This window comes from Streptomyces sp. NPDC043812, assembly GCF_056436245.1.
In genome coordinates, this window is sequence record NZ_JBWKCY010000004.1 from 289,375 (window position 1) to 312,621 (window position 23,247).

16 protein-coding genes are annotated in these 23,247 nt (G+C 69.8%); 7 read left to right on the forward strand and 9 right to left on the reverse strand.

Annotation, left to right across the window (positions count from 1 at the left end; translation table 11 throughout):
- Nucleotides 1–66: 66 nt before the first annotated feature.
- A complete protein-coding gene (locus tag AC067Z_RS08520; RefSeq protein WP_478788709.1) occupies nt 67–558 on the reverse strand; it encodes a MarR family winged helix-turn-helix transcriptional regulator in 492 nt (163 codons plus the stop codon).
- 579 nt (nt 559–1,137) lie between these two features.
- On the opposite strand from AC067Z_RS08520, the gene AC067Z_RS08525 reads away from it, so the two are divergent.
- From AC067Z_RS08525 to AC067Z_RS08535, 3 genes are all read left to right on the forward strand, one after another.
- Nucleotides 1,138–5,112: an SGNH/GDSL hydrolase family protein gene (locus AC067Z_RS08525; RefSeq protein WP_478788710.1), complete on the forward strand. Its 3,975-nt coding sequence runs from the start codon at nt 1,138–1,140 to the stop codon at nt 5,110–5,112.
- Between the two features lie 61 nt (nt 5,113–5,173).
- Entirely contained in the window at nt 5,174–5,701 is a 528-nt protein-coding gene (locus tag AC067Z_RS08530) for a hypothetical protein (protein WP_478788711.1), read from the forward strand.
- 73 nt (nt 5,702–5,774) lie between these two features.
- Nucleotides 5,775–6,173: a hypothetical protein gene (locus AC067Z_RS08535; protein ID WP_478788712.1), complete on the forward strand. Its 399-nt coding sequence runs from the start codon at nt 5,775–5,777 to the stop codon at nt 6,171–6,173.
- A gap of 68 nt (nt 6,174–6,241) precedes the next feature.
- On the opposite strand, the gene AC067Z_RS08540 is transcribed toward AC067Z_RS08535, so the two are convergent.
- The 7 genes from AC067Z_RS08540 to AC067Z_RS08570 all read right to left on the reverse strand — a co-directional run bounded on the left by AC067Z_RS08540 (nt 6,242) and on the right by AC067Z_RS08570 (nt 17,204).
- Entirely contained in the window at nt 6,242–6,985 is a 744-nt protein-coding gene (locus tag AC067Z_RS08540; RefSeq protein WP_478788713.1) for a hypothetical protein, read from the reverse strand.
- A 20-nt stretch (nt 6,986–7,005) separates the two neighbouring features.
- Nucleotides 7,006–9,903: a hypothetical protein gene (locus tag AC067Z_RS08545; protein ID WP_478788714.1), complete on the reverse strand. Its 2,898-nt coding sequence runs from the start codon at nt 9,901–9,903 to the stop codon at nt 7,006–7,008.
- Between the two features lie 88 nt (nt 9,904–9,991).
- Nucleotides 9,992–10,498, reverse strand: a complete 507-nt coding sequence (locus tag AC067Z_RS08550; protein ID WP_478788715.1) for a DUF2690 domain-containing protein — start codon at nt 10,496–10,498, stop codon at nt 9,992–9,994.
- 27 nt (nt 10,499–10,525) lie between these two features.
- Complete coding sequence (locus AC067Z_RS08555) at nt 10,526–11,059, reverse strand: AMIN-like domain-containing (lipo)protein (protein WP_478788716.1); 534 nt, start codon at nt 11,057–11,059, stop codon at nt 10,526–10,528.
- A 377-nt stretch (nt 11,060–11,436) separates the two neighbouring features.
- The gene (locus AC067Z_RS08560) at nt 11,437–15,297 is read right to left on the reverse strand and encodes a S8 family serine peptidase (RefSeq protein WP_478788717.1); all 3,861 of its coding nucleotides are present in this window, start codon (nt 15,295–15,297) and stop codon (nt 11,437–11,439) included.
- Nucleotides 15,298–15,509: 212 nt separating this feature from the next.
- The gene (locus AC067Z_RS08565) at nt 15,510–16,523 is read right to left on the reverse strand and encodes a helix-turn-helix domain-containing protein (RefSeq protein WP_478788718.1); all 1,014 of its coding nucleotides are present in this window, start codon (nt 16,521–16,523) and stop codon (nt 15,510–15,512) included.
- An 81-nt stretch (nt 16,524–16,604) separates the two neighbouring features.
- Nucleotides 16,605–17,204, reverse strand: coding sequence for a TetR/AcrR family transcriptional regulator (locus tag AC067Z_RS08570; RefSeq protein WP_478788719.1), 600 nt, complete (start codon nt 17,202–17,204; stop codon nt 16,605–16,607).
- A gap of 78 nt (nt 17,205–17,282) precedes the next feature.
- On the opposite strand from AC067Z_RS08570, the gene AC067Z_RS08575 reads away from it, so the two are divergent.
- Together AC067Z_RS08575 and AC067Z_RS08580 are read left to right on the forward strand one after the other, a co-directional pair.
- Entirely contained in the window at nt 17,283–18,059 is a 777-nt protein-coding gene (locus tag AC067Z_RS08575) for a crotonase/enoyl-CoA hydratase family protein (protein ID WP_478788720.1), read from the forward strand.
- 62 nt (nt 18,060–18,121) lie between these two features.
- Nucleotides 18,122–18,913, forward strand: coding sequence for a class I SAM-dependent methyltransferase (locus AC067Z_RS08580; protein ID WP_478788721.1), 792 nt, complete (start codon nt 18,122–18,124; stop codon nt 18,911–18,913).
- Between the two features lie 27 nt (nt 18,914–18,940).
- On the opposite strand, the gene AC067Z_RS08585 is transcribed toward AC067Z_RS08580, so the two are convergent.
- Nucleotides 18,941–19,330, reverse strand: coding sequence for an SHOCT domain-containing protein (locus tag AC067Z_RS08585; protein ID WP_478788722.1), 390 nt, complete (start codon nt 19,328–19,330; stop codon nt 18,941–18,943).
- Nucleotides 19,331–19,591: 261 nt separating this feature from the next.
- On the opposite strand from AC067Z_RS08585, the gene AC067Z_RS08590 reads away from it, so the two are divergent.
- The gene (locus tag AC067Z_RS08590) at nt 19,592–21,382 is read left to right on the forward strand and encodes an ABC transporter transmembrane domain-containing protein (RefSeq protein WP_478788723.1); all 1,791 of its coding nucleotides are present in this window, start codon (nt 19,592–19,594) and stop codon (nt 21,380–21,382) included.
- Entirely contained in the window at nt 21,379–23,160 is a 1,782-nt protein-coding gene (locus tag AC067Z_RS08595) for an ABC transporter ATP-binding protein (RefSeq protein ID WP_478788724.1), read from the forward strand. The genes AC067Z_RS08590 and AC067Z_RS08595 overlap by 4 nt, the downstream gene beginning before the upstream one ends.
- Nucleotides 23,161–23,247: the final 87 nt, after the last annotated feature.

Below are 23,247 nucleotides of genomic sequence, written 5' to 3' on the forward strand. Positions count from 1 at the left end.
TTTCCGGCCACGGGCGGGCCGTTGGTGTTGCGGCGCTCCAGGAGGACGACAGCCCTGCTCGCGGCGTCAGGACCCGGCGTGCGGAACGACGGCGCCGAGTGCGAGCGACAGCTCGCGCAGCACCTCCGTGGCCCTGCGCAACTCCTTCTCCCCGCCCAGCTCCCGGCACAGCTGCCGGGCGAGCTCGGCGTGACCGGCATCGATCTCACGCAGCACGGCAGCGCCGCGCTCGGTGGCTGCCAGCAGTTTGGCGCGCCGGTGCGCGGGGTTGGCGCGGTAGTCGGCGAGGCCCTGATCCACCAGCAGATCGGCGATGCGCTGCACGCTCTGACGGGTGATGCCCAGCAGACGGGCGATGCCGGAAATGGGCTGTGGCCCGGTTTCGACCGCGCCGAGTATCTGCCACTGGGCGGCGCTGAGTCCGGACGGGAGCGTCAACCGGTCGAGCAGGACCCCGAATCTGCCGTTCAGATGGAAGACGGCAAGGGCGGAGCGGCTGAACGCGTCGTCGGCGCGCAGTCCCTCCCGGGTGCGCTCATCGGATGTCGCGATACGCATAACGGCCCCCTCCGTCAGCAATCGGCACACTGCTCTGCCGGCACGGCGCGGCCCGGAGTGATCCCGGCCGCGCGTTGCTGCACCGTACAGGCGGCGGATCGCAGTGTCCATCATGTGTTCGATGCACCGAATGCCTCGGTGGGCGCCTCGGCCGCGCGTCGAGCAACTCGCGCCCCTGCTGCGGCACTTCACCTACCAGGTCGTGAGGTGTGACGTGCGCAACACTGTGGCTCTTTCATGATCCAAGTCGTCCGATCTTGAAGTGATCTGGGCGATAGGTGACTTGGTAACTTCCGATGTGATCGCAGGGGGGCGATTTCGTGAAGACGGGGTGCATGGGCCCGTCTGTTGCTCCCCGCTCCGGTCCCGACCATGACCACGTCGGATTCACGGGGACCACATCGTGTGCTCCTCGGCAGGTCCCCGTGCCCCAGGCACAGGGACCACGTCCACCGCTCTCATCACCCTGCCGCAGTACCGCGGGCCGGAGCGGCGGTGGCGCTTGTACACAGGGGGAGTTGAAGCATGAATCGGCACAGATACAGACGAAGTCGTATACCGATTGCGGCAGTTGTCGGCATGGCGCTGGCCGCCGGCATCTCCACGAGCCAGGCATTCGCGGCCGGCAGCCCCGTCCCGCCTGCTGATGCGGCTAACGGCTGGAGCAGCCCCGCCGCGAGCGACGCGAACGGTGGCACGCCGGCCACCAGGCCGTCGGCCGTCCCGGTGAAGGACCGGGCCGGGACGCTCGGCAAGGACTACCGCACGTCCGAGGACACCGCGTGGACGACCTCGGGTGACGGCACCGGTTTCCACGTCCTGACGGCGGACGAGAAGGACGGTTACCGGTGGCGGACAGCGGCGTCGCTGTCCGAGTCCGGTTTCGACACGGACACGTGGATCGGCAACGCGTGCGTGACGGGATCCGGTAAGTACGCGGCCGTCGCCTACGCACCCCGCACCTTCACCAACAAGCCCGAGATGATGACGCGCGGTGCGTTCACCGCCGTGGTCGACCTCGGCAGCGGGGCCATCACGAAGCTGCCGTTCCAGGCGACTCTGGGCTACTTCTCGCCGGGCTGCGGCCAGGGCGACGACGCCGTCTTCACCGCGCTCACCGACGACACGGCACAGAAGGAGGAGACCCGCCTGGTCACCGTCGACGCGGCGACCGGCAAGGTCGGGACCAAGGCGGTCGTCCCCGGCCAGGTGACCTCGGCCATCCCCGTCGACGGGGGCGGCATCGCGGCAGCGCGCGGCAACCACATCGTCAAGGTGAACGGCACCACGGTGCGCGAGGTGGCCACCACGAAGGCCACTCCGTTCCAGCTCAAGGCGGACGCCGACGGCGGTGTGACCTTCATCGACCGGGCACCGCGCCCGGCCGGCGCCCGCGCCGCCACCGACGAGACCGCGACCGTGTCGCGGGTGTCGGCGGGTGACCTGCGCAAGGCAGGCGCGAAGACCCGGCCGGCCACTCTCGCCGAGGGCAAGCTCACGAAGTTCGACCTGGCCACGACCTCGTCCGGTGAGGTGTACGTGACCGGCAGGGCGGCGTCCACCGGTCGTGCCGCGGGTGTGCTCAACAACCCGGGCGGGCTGGCCAAGGGCGCGTCCCTGTCCAGCCACGGGCAGGCCGCCGTGACGTCGCGGTGGGCGGACGGGAAGGACTCCCGTATCCGGCCCGAGGAGGCACTGAGCGAGCGGACGGTCCGCACCACGCTGAAGGCTCTCGACACGGGCAGGACCGTGGTCCTGGACGCGCCCACGGGTGACCGTGTCGGCGGGGCCGGGTCGGCGCGTGCCGGCAACGCGCCGTCCCCCGTGCTGCGCACCGGGACCACGACGCGTGCCAAGGGCGGGTTCTCGGCGCAGGCCGGCGGGACCGTCGATGCCGACCGGTACTGCTCCGTGCCGCGTGGTGACGCGAAGAAGCAGGCGTTCCAGCCCACGCCCCGGCAGATCGAGTGGGCGGTGGACCAGGCTGTGGTCGGCAACCTCAACTCGGGTGCCACGCGACTGGCGAACTGGAAGAACACCGGCATGGCGGCCTACGCGCCGCAGTCGCTGTTCCCGCTGACACCGCTCAAGGGCGGCTCGGGCGAGGACTGGCATGTTCCCGCACAGGTGATGCTCGGCATCACCGCGCAGGAGTCCAACATGTGGCAGGCCGCCCGTACCGTCGTCCCCGGCGTCACCGGCAACTCTCTGATCGGCAACTTCTACGGCGTCAAGTACGCGGCGGACGGCGAGCAGCAGGACCCTTGGGCGATCAACTTCGCCGAGGCGGACTGCGGTTACGGCGTCACCCAGGTCACCGACGGCATGCGGATGCACGGCAAGGAGAAGAAGGACGAGCAGCCCAAGACGACCGTGCAGCAGGAGGCCGTCGCGCTCGACTACGCGGCGAACATCGCCGCGGGCGTGAACATCCTGGTCGAGAAGTGGAACCAGACCCGGGGCGACGGGCTGACCATCAACGATGGTGATCCCCGGTACATCGAGAACTGGTTCTACGCGCTGTGGACGTACAACACCGGCTATCACCCCAAGTCGCAGGCGGGTAGCAACTCCGGCAAGTGGGGCGTCGGCTGGACGAACAACCCGGCCAGCCCGCTGTGGAAGGAGAACCGCACCCCGTTCCTCGAGTCCGAGTCGGGCGCGGACGACTACTCGCACGCGGCGCACCCGCAGGACTGGCCGTACCAGGAGAAGGTGATCGGCTGGGCCGCCCGCCCGATCTCCGCGATGTTCGCCCCGGGCGACTTCCAGCCGGGCTTCCGGCCCGCGTGGTGGACCACCCCGCTGGAGCGCACGCTGGCGAAGCCGCCGCTCGGCACGTTCTGCGACAGCTCGAACAACTGCGACCGGTCGAAGATCGGTGAAGGCGCGTCCAACGAGACCGGCAAGGGGCCCTGCCTGCTGCCGGGCGACCCGGACACGAAGAACCCGCTGTATCTGAAGTGCTGGTTCAACAAGTCCGTCTCGTGGAAGATCTGCAAGAACGCGCAGTGCGGCAACGCGATTCACCGGTTCGACAAGACCTACCCGGAGCAGCTGGACGCCAACTCGTATCCGCCGCGCTGCAACACCGGCCTTCCCGCCGGCTCGATGATCGTGGACGACCTGCCCAACGGCATGATTCCGGCAGGGTCGATGAACCGGTGCGCGGGTGTCTCCTCACAGGGGTCGTTCGCCTTCGACTTCGCCTCACCCTCGGGGCGGATCGACATGCACCAGATCGGTGCGGGCAACGGAAACCACTTCTGGTTCTCCCATACCCGTTCCAAGATGTCGGACAGCGACGGGTCCCGGATGTACGTCAAGGGCACCTGGACCCTGAACTCGTCCAAGCGCGGCTGGATGCGCGTCTTCGCGCACATCCCCGACCACGGCGCCCACACCCGCCAGGCCACCTACGTGATCAGCGGCACGGACTCCACGAGCCCGTTCCGTGTGCATCCGCAGCGTGTGATGGAGAACAAGTGGGTCGACCTCGGCGTGTTCAACTTCACCGGCGTCCCGAAGGTGTCGCTGGACACGGACACGCAGGACGGCACCGGCGACGAGGACGTCGCCTGGGACTCCGTCGCCTTCCAGCCGCTCACCGCGAAGCCGAAGAACTTCGTCGTCGCGATGGGTGACTCGTACTCGTCCGGCGAAGGAGCCACCGCGCCGGGAGGCAAGGACTACTACGCCGAGTCCGACTACTACGACAAGACGCAGCCGAAGGCGAAGAACGCCTGCCACCGTTCCAAGATCGCCTGGTCCCGTCAGGCCACCCTGCCCGGTCAGAGCAAGTCGATCGGCGCGATGGCCGACAGCCGGGACGCGAACATGGACTACCACTTCATCGCGTGCTCGGGTGCCCGCACCTACAACGTGCTGAACAAGGGCCAGAGCAGCGAACTGCCGCAGATCAAGCAGGGGTACCTGGACCAGAACACCACCCTCGTCACGATGTCCGTCGGCGGCAACGACGCCCGGTTCACCGACATCGTCAAGGAGTGCGTCCTGCCGAGGCTGGTGAACTGCCAGGCCGGGTCCATACAGAACGTGGACCCGGACACGGGCGAGAAGCTCGTCGGCGATACGGGCCGGATGGACGAGTGGGCGCCGAAGTGGCTGAAGGAACAGATCCGGCCGCGTATCACCGCGACGCTGAAGATGATCCACGACAAGGCGCCGCACGCGAAGGTCGTCCTCATGGGCTACCCGAGCCTCCTGGAGAAGAACGGCTCCTGCATCCTCAACATGGAGAAGGTCGAGGGCGAGTGGATCGGCAGCCTCGCCAACACCCTCGCCGCGGAGATGAAGGGTGCGGCCGCGGACGCCAAGGCCACGTACGGCGTCAACGCGGTGTTCTCCGATCCCCGCGCGGTGTTCGCCGGCAAGGCGATCTGCGGTGACACCGAGACCGTGCACGGCGTCGTCATGACCGGCAAGTCGCGGGCGGACAACGACAATCCGCAGCCGTCGATGCAGTCCTTCCACCCCAAGCCCGCCGGCGCACGTCTGTACGCCGACGCGCTCGAGACCACCCTCAAGGGCTGACAGCCCACCCGGAGGGGCCGACCGGCCCCTCCGGGATTCCTTACCGAAGGGAACACACACTGTGAGGAAGACCCTCGCGACCATGGCGATCGCCGGCTCGGTGCTCGCCGGCGGGATCACCTTCGCCTCTCCCGCCGCGGCTGTCGGATCGTGCTCGGACGTGACCATCAACAGCCGGGACTTCGACCTGCCCGGCCTCAAGCCCGACACGAGGATGTTCTTCGAGAACTGCACCGACGTCACCAGCGGCAAGGTGACCGCCCACAGTGCCATCTTCTGGCAGATGCTCGAGGACCAGGTCCAGGACAAGGGCAAGCGGTGGACGTCCGTCAAGGTCACCAACCGGCTGGAGTCCCGCACCGGGCCCAGCGAGCCGGACAGGATCGTCACCTCGAAGACCTGTGACTTCACCGCACAGATGAACGAGCACTGGGCGGGCAACAGCGACGACCAGCGGTGCACGGCTCCGTCGGCCACGTTCGACGCGAACCTGTGGTACTCGTCCGACGCCACCGTCGTCTACGACATCGAGGGCGACGGCAAGGGCGCGATCACCTGGAACCTGACGGGCTCGCCGCTCCTGCACTGATCACCCGGCTGACACGGGGGCCCTGAGTACGGATACTCGGGGCCCCGTAGCCGTTTCCGGAAAGATGGAACGTATGAACGCTTCCCGAGCGGCGCGGCCCCTCAAGGGCGCGGCGGTCACCGCCGTGGCCGTGCTCGTGTGCCACCTCGTCCTGAGCGTGGGCTTTGCCGCCACGCGGGCGAGGGAGGAGGCGGATCCTGACAACGCCTGGGCCGGTACCGATGTGTGGCTGGTCACCTGGGCCCTGGGACTACTGCTGGTGATGCCGCTGCTGCTGTGGGCCGGTATGCGCGTCCTGCGCGAGAGGAAGAACCACCCGCTGGTCATCGGCTGCTCTCTCGTCTGGTTCCTGGGCGCGGGGTACCACCTCAACAGCATCGAATACACCCCGGGCGCCCATCTGCCGACGCTGCTGCTCGTGGGCATCGTCGCCCTGGGAGCTCTGCTGTCCGTCGAGCGCGCCGACCGCTGACGGACAAGGGGCCGGCGCCCCCACGAAGTGGGAGCGCCGGCCCTTTCCTCGTCCGATGTGCCGCGGTGTCACGCGTGTTCGGCGATACCTCCGCCGAACACGCGCAGCCAGTAGGTCGGACCGTCCTGGCGCGGGGCTGCCGGCGGGCTCTCCCAGAGCAGCATCGCGGCCCCGCCCGACACGTACATCGGGCCCACGCACGAAATCTTCTTCGTCGCGTAGAGACCGTCCACCTGCTTCTTGGTGGCGGTCAGCCAGTCGGCCGCCTCGGCCTTGTCCGCCTTCGGATGATCGAGCTGTGCGCAGCCCTTCAGGAAGTCCTCCAGGCCCGCCACCTTGCCGTACGCCAGGCAGGACACGGACTCGAGGTCACCCGACCTGCTGACGACGGCGCCGACCGAGAGGGTCTCGACGCCGTTGCTCCGGGCACTTCCCTGTGTCTGCCAGGACTCGCCGCCCCCGGAGACCTCGACGAGCCTGCGCTCGCCGAGCTCGATGTTCCACCTGTTGGCGAACGCGCGGAGGAAGCTCTCCCCGCCGTACCCGTCGGCAATGGGACCGATCCTGCCGGTGCGCGGTGCCTTGTCGGCCGTGGTCGCCTGGCGCGGCCAGCTCGCCGCGGACGGACCGCGGGAAGGGGTCACCGCCGAGGGCGCCTTGGCGGACGGGGACGACGCGGCCCGGCCGTCGGCCGTGGCCGAGCGGCCCGCCGCCGGTTTCCCGGCGGCGTCCTGCTGCTGCGTCTCACTGCTGCAGCCGGACAGGCCGGCCGCCGTGACGACGGCGGCCGTCAGCAGCACGCACCGGCGCATCGGATGCCCCGCCCCGGGCCTCATTGGCCGAACCCGCAGACGCCGTCGTCCGGGATCAAGGTCGGGACGAACGCGACCGCGTCGAAGGCCACATTGGCGTCGCCGGTGCCCGGGTCGTGCAGGTTGTCGGCCTCGACCCGGCCGCCCTTCCAGAACGGGAGGGTGCCCATCTCGATCCACACGTCCTTGCCGTTGCTCCTGGTCTTCTGGTTGAGCCGGCACGAGCGCTTCACGGCGCCGTCGTCGTTCCTGCCCGGGATGAAGTTGTACTTCACGATCGCCTCGGCCCCGTGGTTGGGCAGGTGGATCCAGACGTTGTACCGCTGGCCGCCGGGCTGGTCGGGGCCGGGCAGGTACTTCGGGTTGACCTCCCACCGGCCGGTGACCTTGTGGAAGAAGTCGTCCGTCGGGTAGCTGTGGGTGAAGAAGGAATGCCCGTCGTAGCCGGCGCCCAGCTGGTGCAGATCGATCTGCGCGATGTACGGCGTTGCCCGGAAGGTCTGGTCGGTCCGGTAGGAAACGACGTTGTCGCCCAGCTGGAGCGAGAACTTTCCGTCCTCCGCGCCTTCGAAGTCACCGCAGCCGTAGGTGTCCTCGTGCGCCGCCAGATCGTCCACGACGATCGCGTTGTGGTTGCCGTTGGGCGGGTCGATGCACGGTCCGGTCGAATACTTCCGCTTCAGCTCCGGCTCGCCCGAACCGAGCTCGTAGCTGAGGCTCTCCACCGAGGAGTTGTCCGTGCTCTGGTTCTGGATCCAGGTGTACGTGCCGCGGAACCAGCAGGAGCTGTCCAGCGCGGGGCACGGGTTGGCCGTGTCCGGCGTGCAGTTGTTGATCTGCGGGGTGCAGAAGCCGTACTTGTTCTTGGGCAGAGTGAGGTAACCGAGTTCCGGCATGTCGGGCTTGGAGTACGACGGCTCACTGTTCCAGGTGAGCTGCGGGTGCTCGGCCCATCCCAGGACCTTCTCCTGGTACGTCCAGTCCCCGGGGTGCGAGGCGTCGTCGTAGCTCAGCCGGAGGAACCCGGCGCGGTCCGGCGGATAGCTCGGGTTGGCGGGGTTGTTGAAGAAGCCCAGACCGGTACGGCCGCCGTTCTGCGACGGGTCGGTGTAGACGCCGCTGTTGTAACCCCACAGCGCCATGTACCAGTTCTCGACGTAGCGGCTCTCACCGCTGTTCACCTGCATGCCGAGGCTCTTGAGCTGGTTCCACTTGCCGGACAGGTTCTGCAGACCGGCGGCGATGTTCGCCGCGTAGTCCGTGGCGATGGCGGAAGCCTCGTTGGTGGAGAAGGGCTGCGGGTGCTTGGCGGACATTCCGGTGGTCACCTGACCGATGCCGTAACCACAGTCCGACTTGGAGCTGTCGGGGTAGTGGTGGATGCTCTGGCCGTTGCCGAAGATGTCGGGGTGGAGCGGGTTGCCCGACGTGCCGTAGACCGAATGCCAGGACGCCTGCTTGAAGTTGGACTCCTGGGCGAGGATGCCGAGCATGACCTGTGCCGGGACGGTGCCGCCACCGGTCAGACCGGACTTGGGGAACATGCCCTGCGGGCTGTACGCGGGGGTCCCGGTGTCGAGGAAGTCGGCAGGACGCTGGATGGTCAGCCGGCCGTGCACGGCCTGGTCGACGGCCCACTCGACGCGGTTGGCGCTCGGCTGCAGTGCCTGCCGCTTGGGGTTGTTGCGCTTGACGAGGCAGGGGTGTTCGAACACCACGGCCGGTTCGTGGGTCTGGATGCCGAATCCGGCCATGCACTGGGACTCCAGCGCGCCCTCACCGCAGTTGCGCGGCTCGATGTCGTCGCGGCCCGCCGCAGCCACGAAGGCGGACGGCGTCGCCACGGCGGACGTCGAGGCGGTACCGGACTCAGTGGCCGTTCCCTCGATGCGGATGATTCCCGCACCCGAGTCCGAGGGGGATCCGAGCCTGCCGGTGATCCCCTTCATCTGCTCGGACGCCACCGAGGTGGTGACCAGGTTCCCTTCCCTGGACACCCCCACCGCGCGGTCCTTCAGCGGCTGCTTGCGAAGGCCCGGCGCCTTGGAGGTGTCGATGCCGTCGACGTCGCCGACGACGATGTCACCGCCCTTGCGTGAGAAGAGCTTGATCCGGCCGACCGGAGCGGAACCGAGCCGGTCGAGTCTGCCGCCGTGCCAGCGCGTGAGAACGCTCTTCTTCTTCTCGACCACACCGACGTCGAGCGCGCCCTGCGACGACGCCTTGAGGGCGAACACGGGCCCGGGAAGCGCGGTCTCGGCCGTGGCGCGGGCCGCGGCCCCCTTGCCGGACAGGCGGACCAGCTTGCCCCCGAGGACACCGTAGTCGCCCTTGGCAGTGGGCAACGGGTGGGTGAGCTGGCCCTTGAACTTCCTCGTGCCGAGCACCTTGCCGTCGGTGGCGTCGGCCTCGATCACCGTAGTGCCGCCCGTACCGAGGTCGGTCATGGAGCTGCTGGTGAACAGCACCCGGTCGCCGTCACCGCACCCGGGCGAGAAGTAGGACAGCTGGACGCCTTCGGTGACCTCCGTGACCTTTCCGTCGGAGAGCCGGATGACCGCGGCCAATGCGCCGTGCGCCATGGCGTCGGGCCTGTTCACGATCATCGACGGGGCGTACACCGCCGCCGCGTAGCGGCCGGAGCCCGTCGTGCAGACGTATCCCGTCCACGGACCGACGTCCAGGGACTTGCGGGTGAGGCGTGCCACCTCCTTGAAGGCGAACCCCTCGCTCTCCTTGGCCGCCAGGATGTGGAAGCCGTCGGAGTCGCCGGTGCCCTGCACCGCGATGTCGGACGAACTCTTCCAGTCGTCCCCCAGCGCCTCCGCCGGTTCGGCGAACAGCGCCTTGGCGCCCTTCGCCACCGGCGGCGCGGCCTCGGCCGGTTCCGCCGGCCCCCACAGCGGCAGCAGTGACACAGCCGCGGCTAAAGCAGTTATCGCGACGACCGGCTTTCTGTAATACGCCGGCTCTCTTCGCATGGAGCTTCTCATGTGACGTCCCCCCTCAGATCCAGTCGGTGCAGTGGCCGTTCATGCCGGGCAGTACCGGCCGCATGTCCTCGATCGTGAGCGGAGCCGGATCAAAGGTGGGATCCATCTTGTTCCAGCAGGCCTTGTTGGTGGCCTTCCAGTTGCCCATGGCGGAGTGTGCGGTCGAGTGGGTGGCATCCAGCAGACCGGTCGGGTACGCCTTCTGCGCACCGCCCAGCGTGGGCGTGTACCAGTGGGTGCCGTAGACCGGCTCGGTGTAACCCGCCTTGATGGTCACCTTCGTCCACGTCGCCTGGCATTCCGGCGACCAGACCAGCTTGACCTCGATGTCGTCGCCGATGTTGACCTGGTCGAGCACATCGGCGTCGTCGTCACAGGCCATGGCGTACGGGTCCTTGCCCGTGCATTCCCCTCGCCAGCAGCCGGGTTCGGCCGCGGATGCCTGGGGCGCGACCGCTCCCTGGAGGCAGAACGCGGCCAGCAGCGCAGCCGTCGTCCGCCCGAGCATTCTTCGTTTCACAGCGCTTCCCTGTCGGTTCGCAGAGTTTCAGTGGTTGATGTCGACGACCAGGCGGTTCGGAGCGGTGAGCTTGAACACCCGGTACGAGGAGTGGTCGCCGAGAGCGAGGCCGATGTGGAAGGCCCTGGCCTCGGGGTCGTGAATGCTGGTGAGGCCCTGCCCCTTGAGGCTCGGGAAGTTGTACGTCTCGTAACTCGGGCTCTTGTACACCGAGGTGAGGGTGGTGAAGTCGAATCGCGTCGCCGGGGACAGATAGATCTTCAGATACTCCTTGCCGGAGATCGGGACGGTGTGCTCGCCGTCACCGCAGCACGTCAGCGGCTCCGTCTGCGTGCTCGTCGTCCAGGCGGGGATCGTTCCTTCGCCGAGGTCGATCACCAGGCGGTCGAATTCCGGGTGGGTCGCGGCCCGTACGCCGAGAACGCAGATTCCCTGGCAGTCCGGCGCGACGGCCGCCGATGCCCCGGCGACGCTCGCCTGGGCCTGGGGTGCGACGGCGAAGGACGCGACCACGGCAGTAGCCGCAGTCGCCAGCCGCATCCCGATGTGCTTTGTGCGCATGCAAGAACTCCTCTCGGCCCGCCCTGGACGGGCGGACCGCGCAGGTCGGTTCCTCGTCCGCCTGGTGCTGTGGGGGTCGGACGGGGAAAGGAGGGCCGGTGGGGCGACCGCGCTGCATCGTAGATCGCCTGTGTGGCAGGGGAGTTGGCGTTTCTGCGTAACCGGAGGACGCTTCGCCGGTTCGCGGACGGACAGTGATCGCCGAGAGGATCGGCGTGATCGCTATGCCCTGATCGGCCAGTGCCAGTGGCTTTGCGGGCCACGCAAGGTGACCGGCCGGCGAGAACGTGATCGTCGCCACACTGCACGCACGCAGGCGCCCCGCGCAGGCCTCTCCCAGGCCGGCGGGGCGCCTCGTGCGCGAGTTGTTCAGGGCCTCACTTGAGGGCGTAGGCCCGGGTGATGGTCTGGGTCGTGCGGTTGCCGTCCGCGTCCCAGGCCTCGGTCCTCAGGGTCACGAAGCCGTTGGTGTCCGCGAGCTTCGGGTGCCACAGCAGAGCCTGGAAGGAGTTGCTGTCCTTTCGCAGGACCTTGGTCTGCTTCCAGGTGGCGCCGTCGTCGTACGAGACGGAGACCTTGGCGCCGGCCATCGCGGTGGAGCCGGTCCAGCCCTTGGCCCTGGTGCCGTCCACGGTGAAGGTGAACGGCAGGCCGGCCCGCGCCTGGTTGAGCTCGTTCAGCGGCAGGTCGTAGTCGAGCAACACCACCGGCATGGGCTCGCAGACCTTGGGGGTCGGAATGAACGCCGTGTCGCAGTCCTTGACGGCCATGGTGGTCGGTGCCGCCTGGCGGAAGTTCCACTCGGTGCGGACCTGCTTACCCAGCTCGACGCCTGGGACGTCGGTGGCCGGCTTCTGGTCGAGCACGTACCGGTAGTCCGCCTTCTCCGGTACCAGCTGGTTGAAGCCGGTGATCGGCTGCCCGTTGAGGTAGAAGCTCCAGGTGCCGGTCAGGCCCGCCAACGTGTGGGTGGGCTCGTTGTCGCCACCGCTGCTGCCGGGCAGCTTCTGCCAGACGTCGGTGCGGCAGAACACACACGGCCCGAATTCGTACGGGGACGGGCGCACCGGACCGGCGAACCAGCTGCGGGTGTAGGACTTGCCCGGCGTGCCGAAGGTGGTGCGCACATCGGACATCGACCAGGTGAAGGTGTTGAAATTGGCCGCCACCCTCGGCATGTAGGAGACCCCGGTGCCCGCCATGAAGTAGTCGTCGCGGGTGGTGCCCTGGTAGAGAGGCTGACCGTCGGCGAGCGCGGTCCACTGCTTCGGACCCCACGCCGGCAGGTACTCGGCGCCGAGGCGTCGCGCCCCGTCGGAGCGGTACGTGTTCCTCACCTTGGAGAAAGCTCCCACGTCGACGGTCTTGGCGAGGTCGGCGGGGACGCGGTCGTCGGTGAAGTGCGGCGCGTAGCTGTAGCCCGACTCCAGGACGCCCTTCAGGGCGATCCGGACCTTGCCCTTGGCCAGCAGGCCCTTGAGGGTCGCCGCGTTGTCGAAGGTGGCGTGCGCGACCGGGACGGTCTGGCCGGCGGGGACACCGCTGCCGCTGGGTCCCGGGTCGGCGGGCGCCACGATCAGAGCGGTGGCCCCGGCGGCGGCGGCCCGGACGGCCTGGTCGCCGGCCTTGGTGACATCGGGGACGGAGACCAGGACGGTCCTGCCCTTGACGTCGGCACCGGCGAAGTCCTGCTCGGTGCCCGCACCCAGGTCGACCAGCTCGGTGCGCTCGGTGCCCTCGAACCGCTTCGCGTACACCGAGGACTTCAGCGGAATGCTGAGCCGTCCTGGGCCGGTGACCTCCAACTGCACCAGCGGCTCGCGCCGGGTCAGGAAGGTCTCCACCCGCAGTGCACCGGAGGTGGCGCCCGCACTGGGAATGGCGCCGAACCTGGTGTCGGACCTGTTGCCGGACCCGCTGATGCCGACGAAGTTGGAGTGGCTGTTGATCGTGCCGTCGTCGCGGACGATCTGCAGTGCCACCTGGCCGGTCTCCAGCGGCCGCTTCTCACCGTCGATCTTCACGCCGAGGTCGGTGGCGGTGGTGCCGTCGACGGTGAAGCTCTGGTCCTGGTCGGCCACTTCGATGTTCGGCACGGTGAACAGGTCCGCCGCATGGGAGACCGCGCCGCCGGTGGGAGCGGCCGAGTAGACCGAGCCCTCGACGGAGTAGTGCCCGAGCGGCACTGACACGGTGACCGTGCCGGTGTCGTAGAGGGTCTGGCTCTCCCAGACGGTGTTGTCCAGGCCGTGCAGGGTGAACTTGAACGCGCTGGGGGTCCTGCCGAAGCGGTCGCTCACGTTCAGCGTGACCTCGTACTGCTCGACGTCCCGCACGAAGCCGAGCGCTGTGTGGACCGACTCACCGCTCGCGGCGGTCGCGGTGACGGAGCCGCTGTACCGGCCGGTCTTCAGACCGTTGGGGTCGAGGGTGAGGGTGACCTCGGCGGTGCCGCCGGCCGGGACGGTGACCCGGCCGTCGGACAGCCCGGTCCCCGACAGGGAAAGGGAGCCGGCGGGAACCTCGGCGCCGCTCGCGTCCTCGGCGGCCGCGGCGACGGTCACGACGGTGTCGGTCGTGGCGTTGTTGCGCAGCGTCAGAGTGCGGGTCCGCTTCTCGTACGTGCCCTTCTGCCAGGGGATCACGCGGAAGTCGGCGGTCCCGGCGAGCTCCAGCGACGGGTCGAGCGCGGCGGGGATATCGACCCGGCCGTGGCCCTGCTGGTACGGGGTCAGTTCGTCGGAGGACTTGGCGTGGGCCGTCAGCGCCTCCTTGATGCGCTGCCCGGTCCAGTCCGGGTGGCGCTGCTTGAGGATCGCGGCGGCGCCGGCCACATGGGGCGTGGCCATCGATGTGCCGTTGGCCGCCGTGTAGTTGGCGTCCACCGGCGTGCCCATCGTGGTGCCGGCCGCGCGGGCGGCGACGATGCGCACACCCGGTGCGGTGATCTCCGGCTTGATCGCCATGTCGCCGAGACGCGGCCCGCGGCTGGAGAACGGGGCGATCACGTCGGACTTGTCGACTGCGCCGACGGTGAGGGCCGCGTCGGCGGCGCCGGGGGTGCCCAGTGTGCTGTCGCCGGGGCCGTCGTTGCCCGCGGCGATGACGAACAGGGTGCCCGAGGAGGCGCTGAGCGCGTTCACGGCGCTGGTCATCGGGTCGTCACCGGGGGCGTCGGGTCCGCCGAGGCTCATGCTGACGACGTCGGCGCCCTGGGCGACCGCCCACTCCATGCCGGCGAGGATGCTGGAGGCCGGGCCCTGCCCACTGTTGCTGAGCACCTTGCCGACCAGCAGCTCCGCGCCGGGGGCGACACCCTTGTGCGTGCCGCCGGAGTTGGCGCCGCTGCCCGCGACGGTGGCGGCGACATGGGTGCCGTGGCCGTGGCCGTCCTGGACCGACTGGCCGGGGATGAAGCTCTGGCTTGCGGTGATCTCGGCCGCGATGTCGGCGTTGTTCAGGTCCGCGCCGGAGTCCAGGACGGCGACCTTGACCCCCTTGCCGTCGTAGCCCGCGGCCCAAGCCTCCGGGGCGCCGATCTGCGGCACGCTCTTGTCCAGGGCGACCGTCGCCATGCCGTCGTACCAGAGCTTGGCCACCCCGGCGCTGCCGGGCACCACGGCGCCGTCACCGCCGCGGGCCCTGCTCGCCGTCGGCTTGACGGCGTGCCAGAAGCCCTTCGTCCCGTCCTTGCCGACGTGTACGGAGGACAGCCCCAGCCTCGGCATGACCCGCATGCTCCGGCTGCCCGGCAGATCCTCGGCCCTGTGCTTCAGGGCGGTGGCGGACGGCGTGCCCTGGAAGTCGACGATGGCGGGTATCTCGTCGGCCTTGGCGTCGCCGTATCCGTCCCGCACCATCCGGCTGACGTTGAACAGCTCACGGTCCACCGTGCCCGAGGCGACCGCGGCCGTGGTGTCGTCCGGGTAGACGTACAGGTCGCCGTTCTGTCCGCTGACGGTTTCGAACGTCTTGGACGTCCCCGCGCCGGAGACGACGGCCACCGCCTGCCTGCCGTCGGGCTCGGTGGTCAGCGAGACCCTGTCGCCGGTGATCAGCGTCGCCGCCGTCGTCGTCGCCGCCCGCTTCTGCAGCGTCGGACGGCTGTTCAGGTCGAGAGGCGCCGGGGGTGTGTCCGCTGTCGCGGTTCCGAGCTGGCTCGTCAGTGACAGGGCGACTGTCACCGCGATCCCGCTGACGAGGGCGGTGCGCCCCCGTCTGAGGCGGGCTTTCTGCATCGGTTGTCCTTTCACGCTCAACTGGTGGGCGCTGCGGGGCAACTGATGCCGAGGGGGACCGACCGAACGTCCGGCCGACTCCGCGCGCCGCCCGGAACCTAGCTCTCCGGTCGGGGCGTCTTCCAGAGGTGGCGCGGCGGATACGCGCCACATGGCGCATGCCCGCCACGGAGGTCCGCCATGTGGGCGCCGCCGGGCCGTCGATGCGGGCCCTACGCCTCCTGGCCGATGCCCGGCGGCTGCAGTCCGTCCAGGTCCTGAGCCGTGATCCAGCCGCGTTCGCAGGCGTGCCACCCCAGTTGCATCCGGCTCGAAGCGCCCGCCAGATCCATCAGACCGCGTACCCGGCGGTTGACGGTCCGCTTGCCGATCCCCATGAGGCGGGCGATCGCGTCATCGGTGAGACCGGACAGGAGCAGGAGCAGCAAATGGGTGTCCGAGCCGGAGAGTTCGCCTCGGTGCGTCTCGCCGGGTGACGGGTCGAGGGGGAGCGCCGTGACCCACACCAGCTCGAACAGTGCGACGAGGGCGTCGAGCAGGGGGCCTTGGTGGATCTGCACGACGGCGCCCGGCGGCCGCCCGTCGTCCGTCCGCACCGCCAGCATGGCCGTGGACCGGTCGACGATGATCAACTTGACCGGGAGTCTGGCCAGCACGCGGGCCTGTTCACCGGCGTCCATGTATCGGCGGATCTCCAGCCGCGCCGCATATCCCTCGATGGCGGCCCGGTCGTACACCGTCCGGAAGCGCACCCCCGCTGCCAGCTGCTCCAGCTCGGCGGCGTTGAACTCGTCGACCAGCAGATAGGGCGGGGCGTCGAAGCGCAGCACTTCCCGGCGGGCGCGGAGCTGGAGCTGCTCGTACCGCTGTGCCAACGTCTCGGCCGGCACGATCTCGGCGATCTCCTCCAGCGCTGCCGGCCGGAGCGCCTCGCGGTACTCCTTGGTGAGTCGCTGCAAAACGCCTTTGGCGGACTGCAGTTCGTTCATGCGCGCCAGCAGCAGCGTCTCACCGGCGATGTCCGGCGGGGCGGGGATCAGCTGCGCGGGCAGGTCGTCGGTGAGGGCGACCAGCCCCTTCGCGGCCAGTGCCGCGACCGCCTGTTCGAGCTGGGCCGCGGTCAGGCCGGTCCGCTGCTCCAGCCGGTCCACCTGGCAGCGCCCGGCCCCGACCAGCAGTTGGTACACCTGGGACTCGGCCGTGGTCAGGCCCAGCGCCTCCAGCATGTGCGTCCTTTCCTCACGGGCTTCGCAGGCCCGCGGGCGCCGTTCGTTCGTGGTGTTCGTCCGACTGCGATGCGGCAGGCCCTATGGCCGGGCGGCCAGGAACCGCTCCGCCCACAGCCGCAACAGCTCCTCGTCGAACGCCGTGTTCTCGCGCAGCACGCCGGTCAGTGCGAGACCGCGGTGCAGGACCAGCAGCGATTCGCAGAGCATGGCGAAGTCCTCGCGCGCCACGACCTCGGGGCCGAAGATGTCGGCGAGCACGGCGCGTTGGGCGGCGCCGACCTCGCGCTCCGCGGGCAGCAGGGCCGCCTTGAGCTCGGGATCGGTGCGGGCCGCCAGCCACAGTTCGAGACCCGCGAGGAAGTACGGCCCCGACATCGCGGCGCGGAGCAGTTCGAGGCCCTTGTGCGGGTTCCGGGAGCCGCTGCCCGTCTCGCTGCGGATATGCGCGAGGCGCAGCTCGGCGACATGGCGGATCGCGGCGGCGAGCAGATCGGCCTTGGAGGCGAAGTGGTGCAGCAGTGCGCCTCGGGAGACGCCTGCCCGCTCCTGCACCCGGTGCGTGGTGGTGCCGGCGAATCCGTAGTCGACCAGGCAGCCGATCGTGGCGTCGAGGAGGCGTTGCCGTGTCTCCTCGCGGCGTTGCTCCTGGGTGCGTCGGGTGGCTGGTGCGGCGGGCATGGCGGGAGAGTACGGCACCCCATATGAACAAACAAACAGTCTGGACGGACTGTATGTGTGGCGTCTATCGTGCCGGCCATGCCCACGCCCGCGGTACGGATCGAGCGCGAAGGCCCCGTGTTCACGGTGATCCTCGCGCGTCCAGAGGTACGCAACGCCGTCGACGGACCGACGGCCCTCCTGCTCGCCGATGCCTTCCGGGAGTTCGAGGAGGACGGGGACGCGGCTGTCGCCGTGCTGTGGGGCGAGGGCGGCACCTTCTGTGCAGGCGCCGACCTCAAGGGCATCGGCACCGAGCGCGGCAACACGGTGCAGGCCGACGGCGACGGTCCGATGGGTCCGACCCGGATGCGGCTGAGCAAGCCGGTGATCGCCGCGGTCTCCGGTCATGCGGTGGCGGGCGGACTGGAGCTGGCGATCTGGTGCGACCTGCGGGTCGCGGAGGAGGACGCGGTCTTCGGGGTGTTCTGCCGTCGCTGGGGCGTACCGCTGGTCGACGGCGGCACCGTGCGACTGCCGCGGCTGATCGGTGAGAGCCGCGCCATGGACATGATCCTCACGGGCCGGCCCGTCCCGGCGCGCGAGGCGTACGACATGGGGCTCGCCAACCGCCTCGTCCCGGCCGGCGAGGCACGCGGGGCGGCCGAGCAACTCGCCCGTGAGATCGCCGCGTTCCCCCAGCTCTGTCTGCGCCACGACAGACTCTCCGTCCTGGAACAGCACGGCCTGAGCGAGCCGGATGCCCTGGCCGCCGAGTACCGGCACGGCATGGTCCCGCTCACCGCGGGCGAGACCCGGTCCGGGGCCGGCCGGTTCACGCGCGGCGCAGGCCGCCACGGCTCGTTCTCGGACTGAACCGGGCAGGCCGTACGGCGTGCCTCGGGCGTGCGGGCGCCGGACGGGGGAGGATCGGCGGCATGAGCTACGGCGAGGCGGTCTTCAGGCCGGAGCGGGCTGGCGAGGACGAGCGCATCGATCTCGGAGCTCTCACCTACGACGACTTCACCCTGACCCGGCTGATGCAGCTCGGCGCGGGCCCGGGGTGGCACTGCCTGGACCTGGGCGCCGGAACCGGCACGGTCGCCCGGCGTCTGCTGCACCAGGCCGGCGTCGCCGACGTGCTCGCCGTCGACCGCGACGTGCGCTTCCTCACCGCAAACCCCACGGCCGGGCTCACCGCGCTGGAGGCGGACATCACCGCCCCGGACTTCGACCCCGGCCGCTTCCAGCTGGTCCACGCCCGGTTCGTCCTCATGCACCTGACGTCGTGGCAGCAGATGATCACCAAGCTGAGCACCCTCGTCGCCCCCGGCGGTGTGCTGGTCCTCAGCGACGCGATCGACCTGACCGGTGAAACAGCCCCCACCACCCCGTACGCGCAGGTGATGAGGGCGATGTGGCGGGGGCTGAAGGACACCATCGGCACCGACATCACCTGGGTGCCCCGCTACCCGCAGCTCCTGCGGGAAGCGGGCCTGGCATCCGTCGCGGCGGAGATCCATGTGCCTCCGCTGCTGCCGGGCAGCCCCATCAGCCGCTTCTGGACGGGGACATGGGATCGGGCGAGGGGTGCCATCACGGCCACCGGACTGGCGGACGACGCCACGGTGGACGCCGCGATCGGATACCTGGAATCACCGGACTGCGCCGCGCTCTCGCCCGGGATGATCACTGCGTGGGGCCGACGGCCCGAGGATGCCCCCGCATGATGCCGCCAGCCCTGTGACGCAGGGTGATCAGGAGAGGATCTTGACCTTGGCCCGGTCGAACTCCTCCTGGCTGATGTGGCCCTTGTCCTTCAGCTCGGCGAGTCTTGCCAGCTCGTCCACCGAGCCTCCGCCGCTTCCCGCCGCCTTCTGGACGTAGTCACGGAACGCCGCTTCCTGCTGCTGCACCTGCTTCACGTCCCGCTCGCCCATGCTCCGGCCCCGGGCGATGAGGTAGACGAAGACGCCGAGGTACGGCACGAGCAGCACGAAGATGAGCCAGGCCGCTTTCGCCCAGCCGCTGAGGGTGTCGTCACGGAAGATGTCCGTGATCACCTTGAACAGCAGGAAGAACCACATGACCCAGAGGAAGAACCACAACATCGTGAGGAAGACGTTGAGAAGGGGATAGTCGTCCATGGCCCGGCTCCGATCACCTGGATGGTCCTTTCTTGATACCTCCGATCGGACTACTCCGCACTCCAGGAGCGGTCACTCTCCGTGATGGGGCGGTCCGTGGCGGGGTGTCCGCCGAGGCGAGGGCAGCTGCGGGCGGCCCGGGGAACCTCCGTAGACTCGGGGTCACTTGATCACCCTTCGGAGGCCCACACGCATGCGCTGCGCCATCGGAAGAGACGTCCGTCCGCAACCCCAGCCGCAACCGCGGCCGGGACGGCCGGAATGACCGACGGGCCCGAGCCGCACACCCACGACCACCGCGTTCCGTACACCGACCCGGGGACGCCGGACGTCCGCAGCCCGGCGCGGTATCTGTGGTGGCTCGTCGTGAGTCAGCGGCGTCGCGTCCTGCTCGGCGCACTGTGGGGCAGCCTGTGGATGTGCGCGCTGATGCTGCCGCCCTACTTCATGGCCCGGGCCATCGACGACGGCCTCCGGCAGCGAGACACCGGTGCCCTGGTCGCATGGGCCGTCGCCGTCGTGGTGCTGGGCGCGGCCATCGCGGGGCTGGGAGTGCTGCGGCACCGCACCATGACCATGGTCCGCATGGACGCGTCGTACCGCACGCTCCAGGTCGTCGTCCGGCAGGTCGCACGGCTCGGCGCCACACTGCCGCGCAAGGTGTCGGTCGGGGAGCTGAGCCATCTCCAGGCAGGCGACATGGGGCTGATCGCCCGGACCCTGACCATCACCGGCCCCGGAGTGGGCTCCGTGGTCGCCTACGCGGCCGCTGCCGTCCTGCTCTTCACCATCTCCGCCGTGCTGGCGGGCGTGGTGCTCCTCGGCGTTCCGCTGCTCGCCGTCGCGGTCGGGCCGCTCCTCGGGAAACTGCACGGGGCGGAGGGCACCTACCGGGAACAGCAGGGGCAGCTCACGGCCCGTGCCGGTGACATCGTCTCCGGACTCGGTGTGCTGTGCGGGATCGGCGGCAAGGCAGTCTTCGGCAGGAGGTATCGGGACCGGTCGCAGGCACTGCTGGCCGACGGCTACCGGGTGGCCTCCTTCACCAGCTGGGTGCAGGCCATCGGGGCATGCCTGCCCGTCGTCTTCCTGGCCGTCGTCACCTGGATCGCCGCAAGGATGGCGGCGGCCGGCGACATCACGGTCGGCGAGATGGTCGCCGCCTACGGATATGTCGCCGCGCTCCTCATACCCGTCGCGTTCCTCATCGAGGGCGCGGACGATCTTCCCCGCGGACTCGTCGCCGCCCGGCGCGTGATCGGCATTCTGCGGCTGACCCCGGACGTCGAGGAGGGCGCGGCCACAGCGGTGCCGCCGGCCGTTCCCGCCGAACTGCGCGACCCCGCATCGGGACTCGCCCTCGTGCCGGGGGAGCTGGCAGCGCTGGTGACCGCCCGTCTCGACGAGGCACGTACCGTCGTCGACCGGCTCGGCCGCTTCGTCGAATCCGACGTCACCTGGGGCGACGTACGCCTGTCCGACGTGGAACCGGCCGAGGTCCGGCGCCGGATCCTGATCGCAGACAACGACGCCCACCTCTTCGCCGGCCCGCTCCGTTCCGCCGTCTCCGTCAGCGCCGGCCACGAGGCCGAGGACATCGACCGGGCCGTGTGGACCGCGGCGGCGGACGACATCGTCGCAGCCATGCCCGGCGGACTCGCCTCCCGGCTGGAGCCCCAGGGCCGCAATGTCTCCGGAGGGCAGCGCCAGCGTCTGCGTCTGGTCCGCGCGCTGCTCGCCGACCCCGAGGTGCTCCTCCTCGTCGAGCCGACATCCGCGCTGGACGCGCATACGGAGGCCAACGTCGCCCGCCGGGTCCGTGACACCCGCCGGGGCCGTACGACGCTCGTCGTCACCACCTCTCCGCTGCTCCTCGACCGGTGCAGCCGCGTCTCCTACCTCGTGGGAGGGGAGATCGCCGCCGTGGGCACGCACGGTGAACTCCTGGCCGAACACCCGGGCTACCGCGCCCTCGTCCTGAGAGAGGGCGCCTCCGGGCAGGAGGAGCCGGACGAGCAGCCGGCCGGCCCCCGGAAAGGAACTGCCCGATGAGCGGCGGCACGAACGAGCCGTGGCGGCTGCCGGTCGCGGACGCCGCGACCGTACGACGGGCCTCCCTCCAGCTGATCGCGGCCGACCGGCGGGCGATGGCTCACGTCGTCGTGCTCACGAGCCTGGCCGCCGTGGCGGGTCTCGCGGGACCCTGGCTGCTGGGCAGGATCATCGACCGGGTCGAGACCGGGACCGCAACCGTCTCCTCGGTCGACCGGCTGGCGCTGGGCGTGCTGGCCTGCGCGCTGGCCCAGCTCGTGCTGACCAGATTCGCTCTCCGAAGCTCCCACCGCTTCGGCGAACGGGCACTCGCCCGGCTGCGCGAGGAGGTCGTGGACCGAGCGCTGGCGCTGCCGGCCCGGGTCGTCGAGCAGGCAGGCACCGGTGATCTGACGATCCGCTCGTCCCTGGACGTCGGTACCGTCGCCACGACGCTGCGGTCGGCGGTCCCCGAGGTGTTCGTCGCCACGGTGCAGCTGGTGTTCCTCTTCGTCGCCGTGTTTCTGCTGCACCCGCTGCTGGGACTGTGGGCACTGGTCGGCATGCCCCTTGTCGTGTGGGTGTCGCGCTGGTACCTCGCCCGGGCGAGAGGCGCCTATCTCGCGGAGGGCGAAGCCGCCTCGCACGCGGCGGAGGTCATGGCCGCGACCGCCGAAGGCGCCCGTACCGTCGAGGCGTTCGGCCTGCGCGAGCGGCGGGTCCTCGATGCCGACCGCGCCGTCGACAGGGCGTACCGGGCAGCCAGGCGGACGCTGCGCCTGCGGTCGGTGCTCTACCCCGTCGCGGAGTTCTCCTACGTCCTGCCGGTGGCGGTGACGCTGCTGGTGGGCGGACTGGGGTATCTCGACGGTTCGACCGGGCTCGGCGTGGTCGTCGCGGTCAGCCTCTACATGTGGCAGCTGTCCGAACCTCTCGACCGGGTGCTGCTCTGGATGGAGCAGCTCCAGCGCAGCGGCGCGGCCTTCGCGCGGATCAAGGGGATCGGCCTGGTGGCCGAGGACAGGACGTCCGGTGGACGGCTGCCTGCCGACGACCGCATCGAGGTGAGCGGAGTCCACTACGCCTACGTCGAGGGCCATGACGTGCTGACGGACGTGAACCTGACGGTCCGTCCGGGTGAGCGGTTGGCCCTGGTCGGTCCGTCCGGCGCGGGCAAGACCACTCTGGGCAGGCTGCTGGCCGGTGCCGACGTCCCGCGCGAGGGCGGCGTCACGGTCGGCGGCGTCCCGGTCGCCGCCCTCGCCGCCGCGGACGAGCTGGGCAACCGCATCGTGCTGGTCACCCAGGAACACCATGTGTTCATCGGGACCCTGCGGGACAACCTGACCATGGCCGCGCCCGACACCGGCGACGGCGAGCTGCTCGCCGCGCTCGCGCTGGTGGAGGCCGACTGGGCGAAGGAGCTGCCCGACGGGCTCGACACCCGGCTGGGCGGTGCGGACGGAATCGCACTGGACCCGGCGCAGGCCCAGCAGTTGGCCCTCGCCCGGGTGGAACTGGCCGACCCGCACACGCTGATCCTGGACGAGGCCACCGCGCTTCTCGATCCCACGACGGCGCGGCACGCCGAGCGGGCGATGGCGGCCGTACGTGCCGACCGCACGGTGATCTCCATCGCGCACCGGCTGCAGACCGCGCACGACGCCGACCGGGTGGCCGTCGTGGAGGGCGGCCGGATCGTGGAACTGGGCACGCACGACGAGCTGGTCGCGGCGGACGGGGCGTACGCCGCACTGTGGCGCTCCTGGCACGGCAGGTCGGGTACCGCGGGGCTCTGAGCCCTCATCCCACCGTGCGATGCACGTCTGCGTCCCCTGCTGCGATGTGGCGCATTGGCCTCGCACAGCTTCGTCGTCCATACTGCC

Excerpts from the sequence above, each read along its gene's own strand:
- AC067Z_RS08520 (WP_478788709.1), bottom strand. The coding sequence starts at position 558 with ATGCGTATCGCGACATCCGATGAGCGCACCCGGGAGGGACTGCGCGCC.
- AC067Z_RS08525 (WP_478788710.1), top strand. The coding sequence starts at position 1,138 with ATGGCGCTGGCCGCCGGCATCTCCACGAGCCAGGCATTCGCGGCCGGC.
- AC067Z_RS08535 (WP_478788712.1), top strand. The coding sequence starts at position 5,775 with ATGAACGCTTCCCGAGCGGCGCGGCCCCTCAAGGGCGCGGCGGTCACC.
- AC067Z_RS08540 (WP_478788713.1), bottom strand. The coding sequence starts at position 6,985 with ATGCGCCGGTGCGTGCTGCTGACGGCCGCCGTCGTCACGGCGGCCGGC.
- AC067Z_RS08555 (WP_478788716.1), bottom strand. The coding sequence starts at position 11,059 with ATGCGCACAAAGCACATCGGGATGCGGCTGGCGACTGCGGCTACTGCC.
- AC067Z_RS08560 (WP_478788717.1), bottom strand. The coding sequence starts at position 15,297 with ATGCAGAAAGCCCGCCTCAGACGGGGGCGCACCGCCCTCGTCAGCGGG.
- AC067Z_RS08565 (WP_478788718.1), bottom strand. The coding sequence starts at position 16,523 with ATGCTGGAGGCGCTGGGCCTGACCACGGCCGAGTCCCAGGTGTACCAA.
- AC067Z_RS08570 (WP_478788719.1), bottom strand. The coding sequence starts at position 17,204 with ATGCCCGCCGCACCAGCCACCCGACGCACCCAGGAGCAACGCCGCGAG.
- AC067Z_RS08575 (WP_478788720.1), top strand. The coding sequence starts at position 17,283 with ATGCCCACGCCCGCGGTACGGATCGAGCGCGAAGGCCCCGTGTTCACG.
- AC067Z_RS08580 (WP_478788721.1), top strand. The coding sequence starts at position 18,122 with ATGAGCTACGGCGAGGCGGTCTTCAGGCCGGAGCGGGCTGGCGAGGAC.
- AC067Z_RS08585 (WP_478788722.1), bottom strand. The coding sequence starts at position 19,330 with ATGGACGACTATCCCCTTCTCAACGTCTTCCTCACGATGTTGTGGTTC.
- AC067Z_RS08590 (WP_478788723.1), top strand. The coding sequence starts at position 19,592 with ATGACCGACGGGCCCGAGCCGCACACCCACGACCACCGCGTTCCGTAC.
- AC067Z_RS08595 (WP_478788724.1), top strand. The coding sequence starts at position 21,379 with ATGAGCGGCGGCACGAACGAGCCGTGGCGGCTGCCGGTCGCGGACGCC.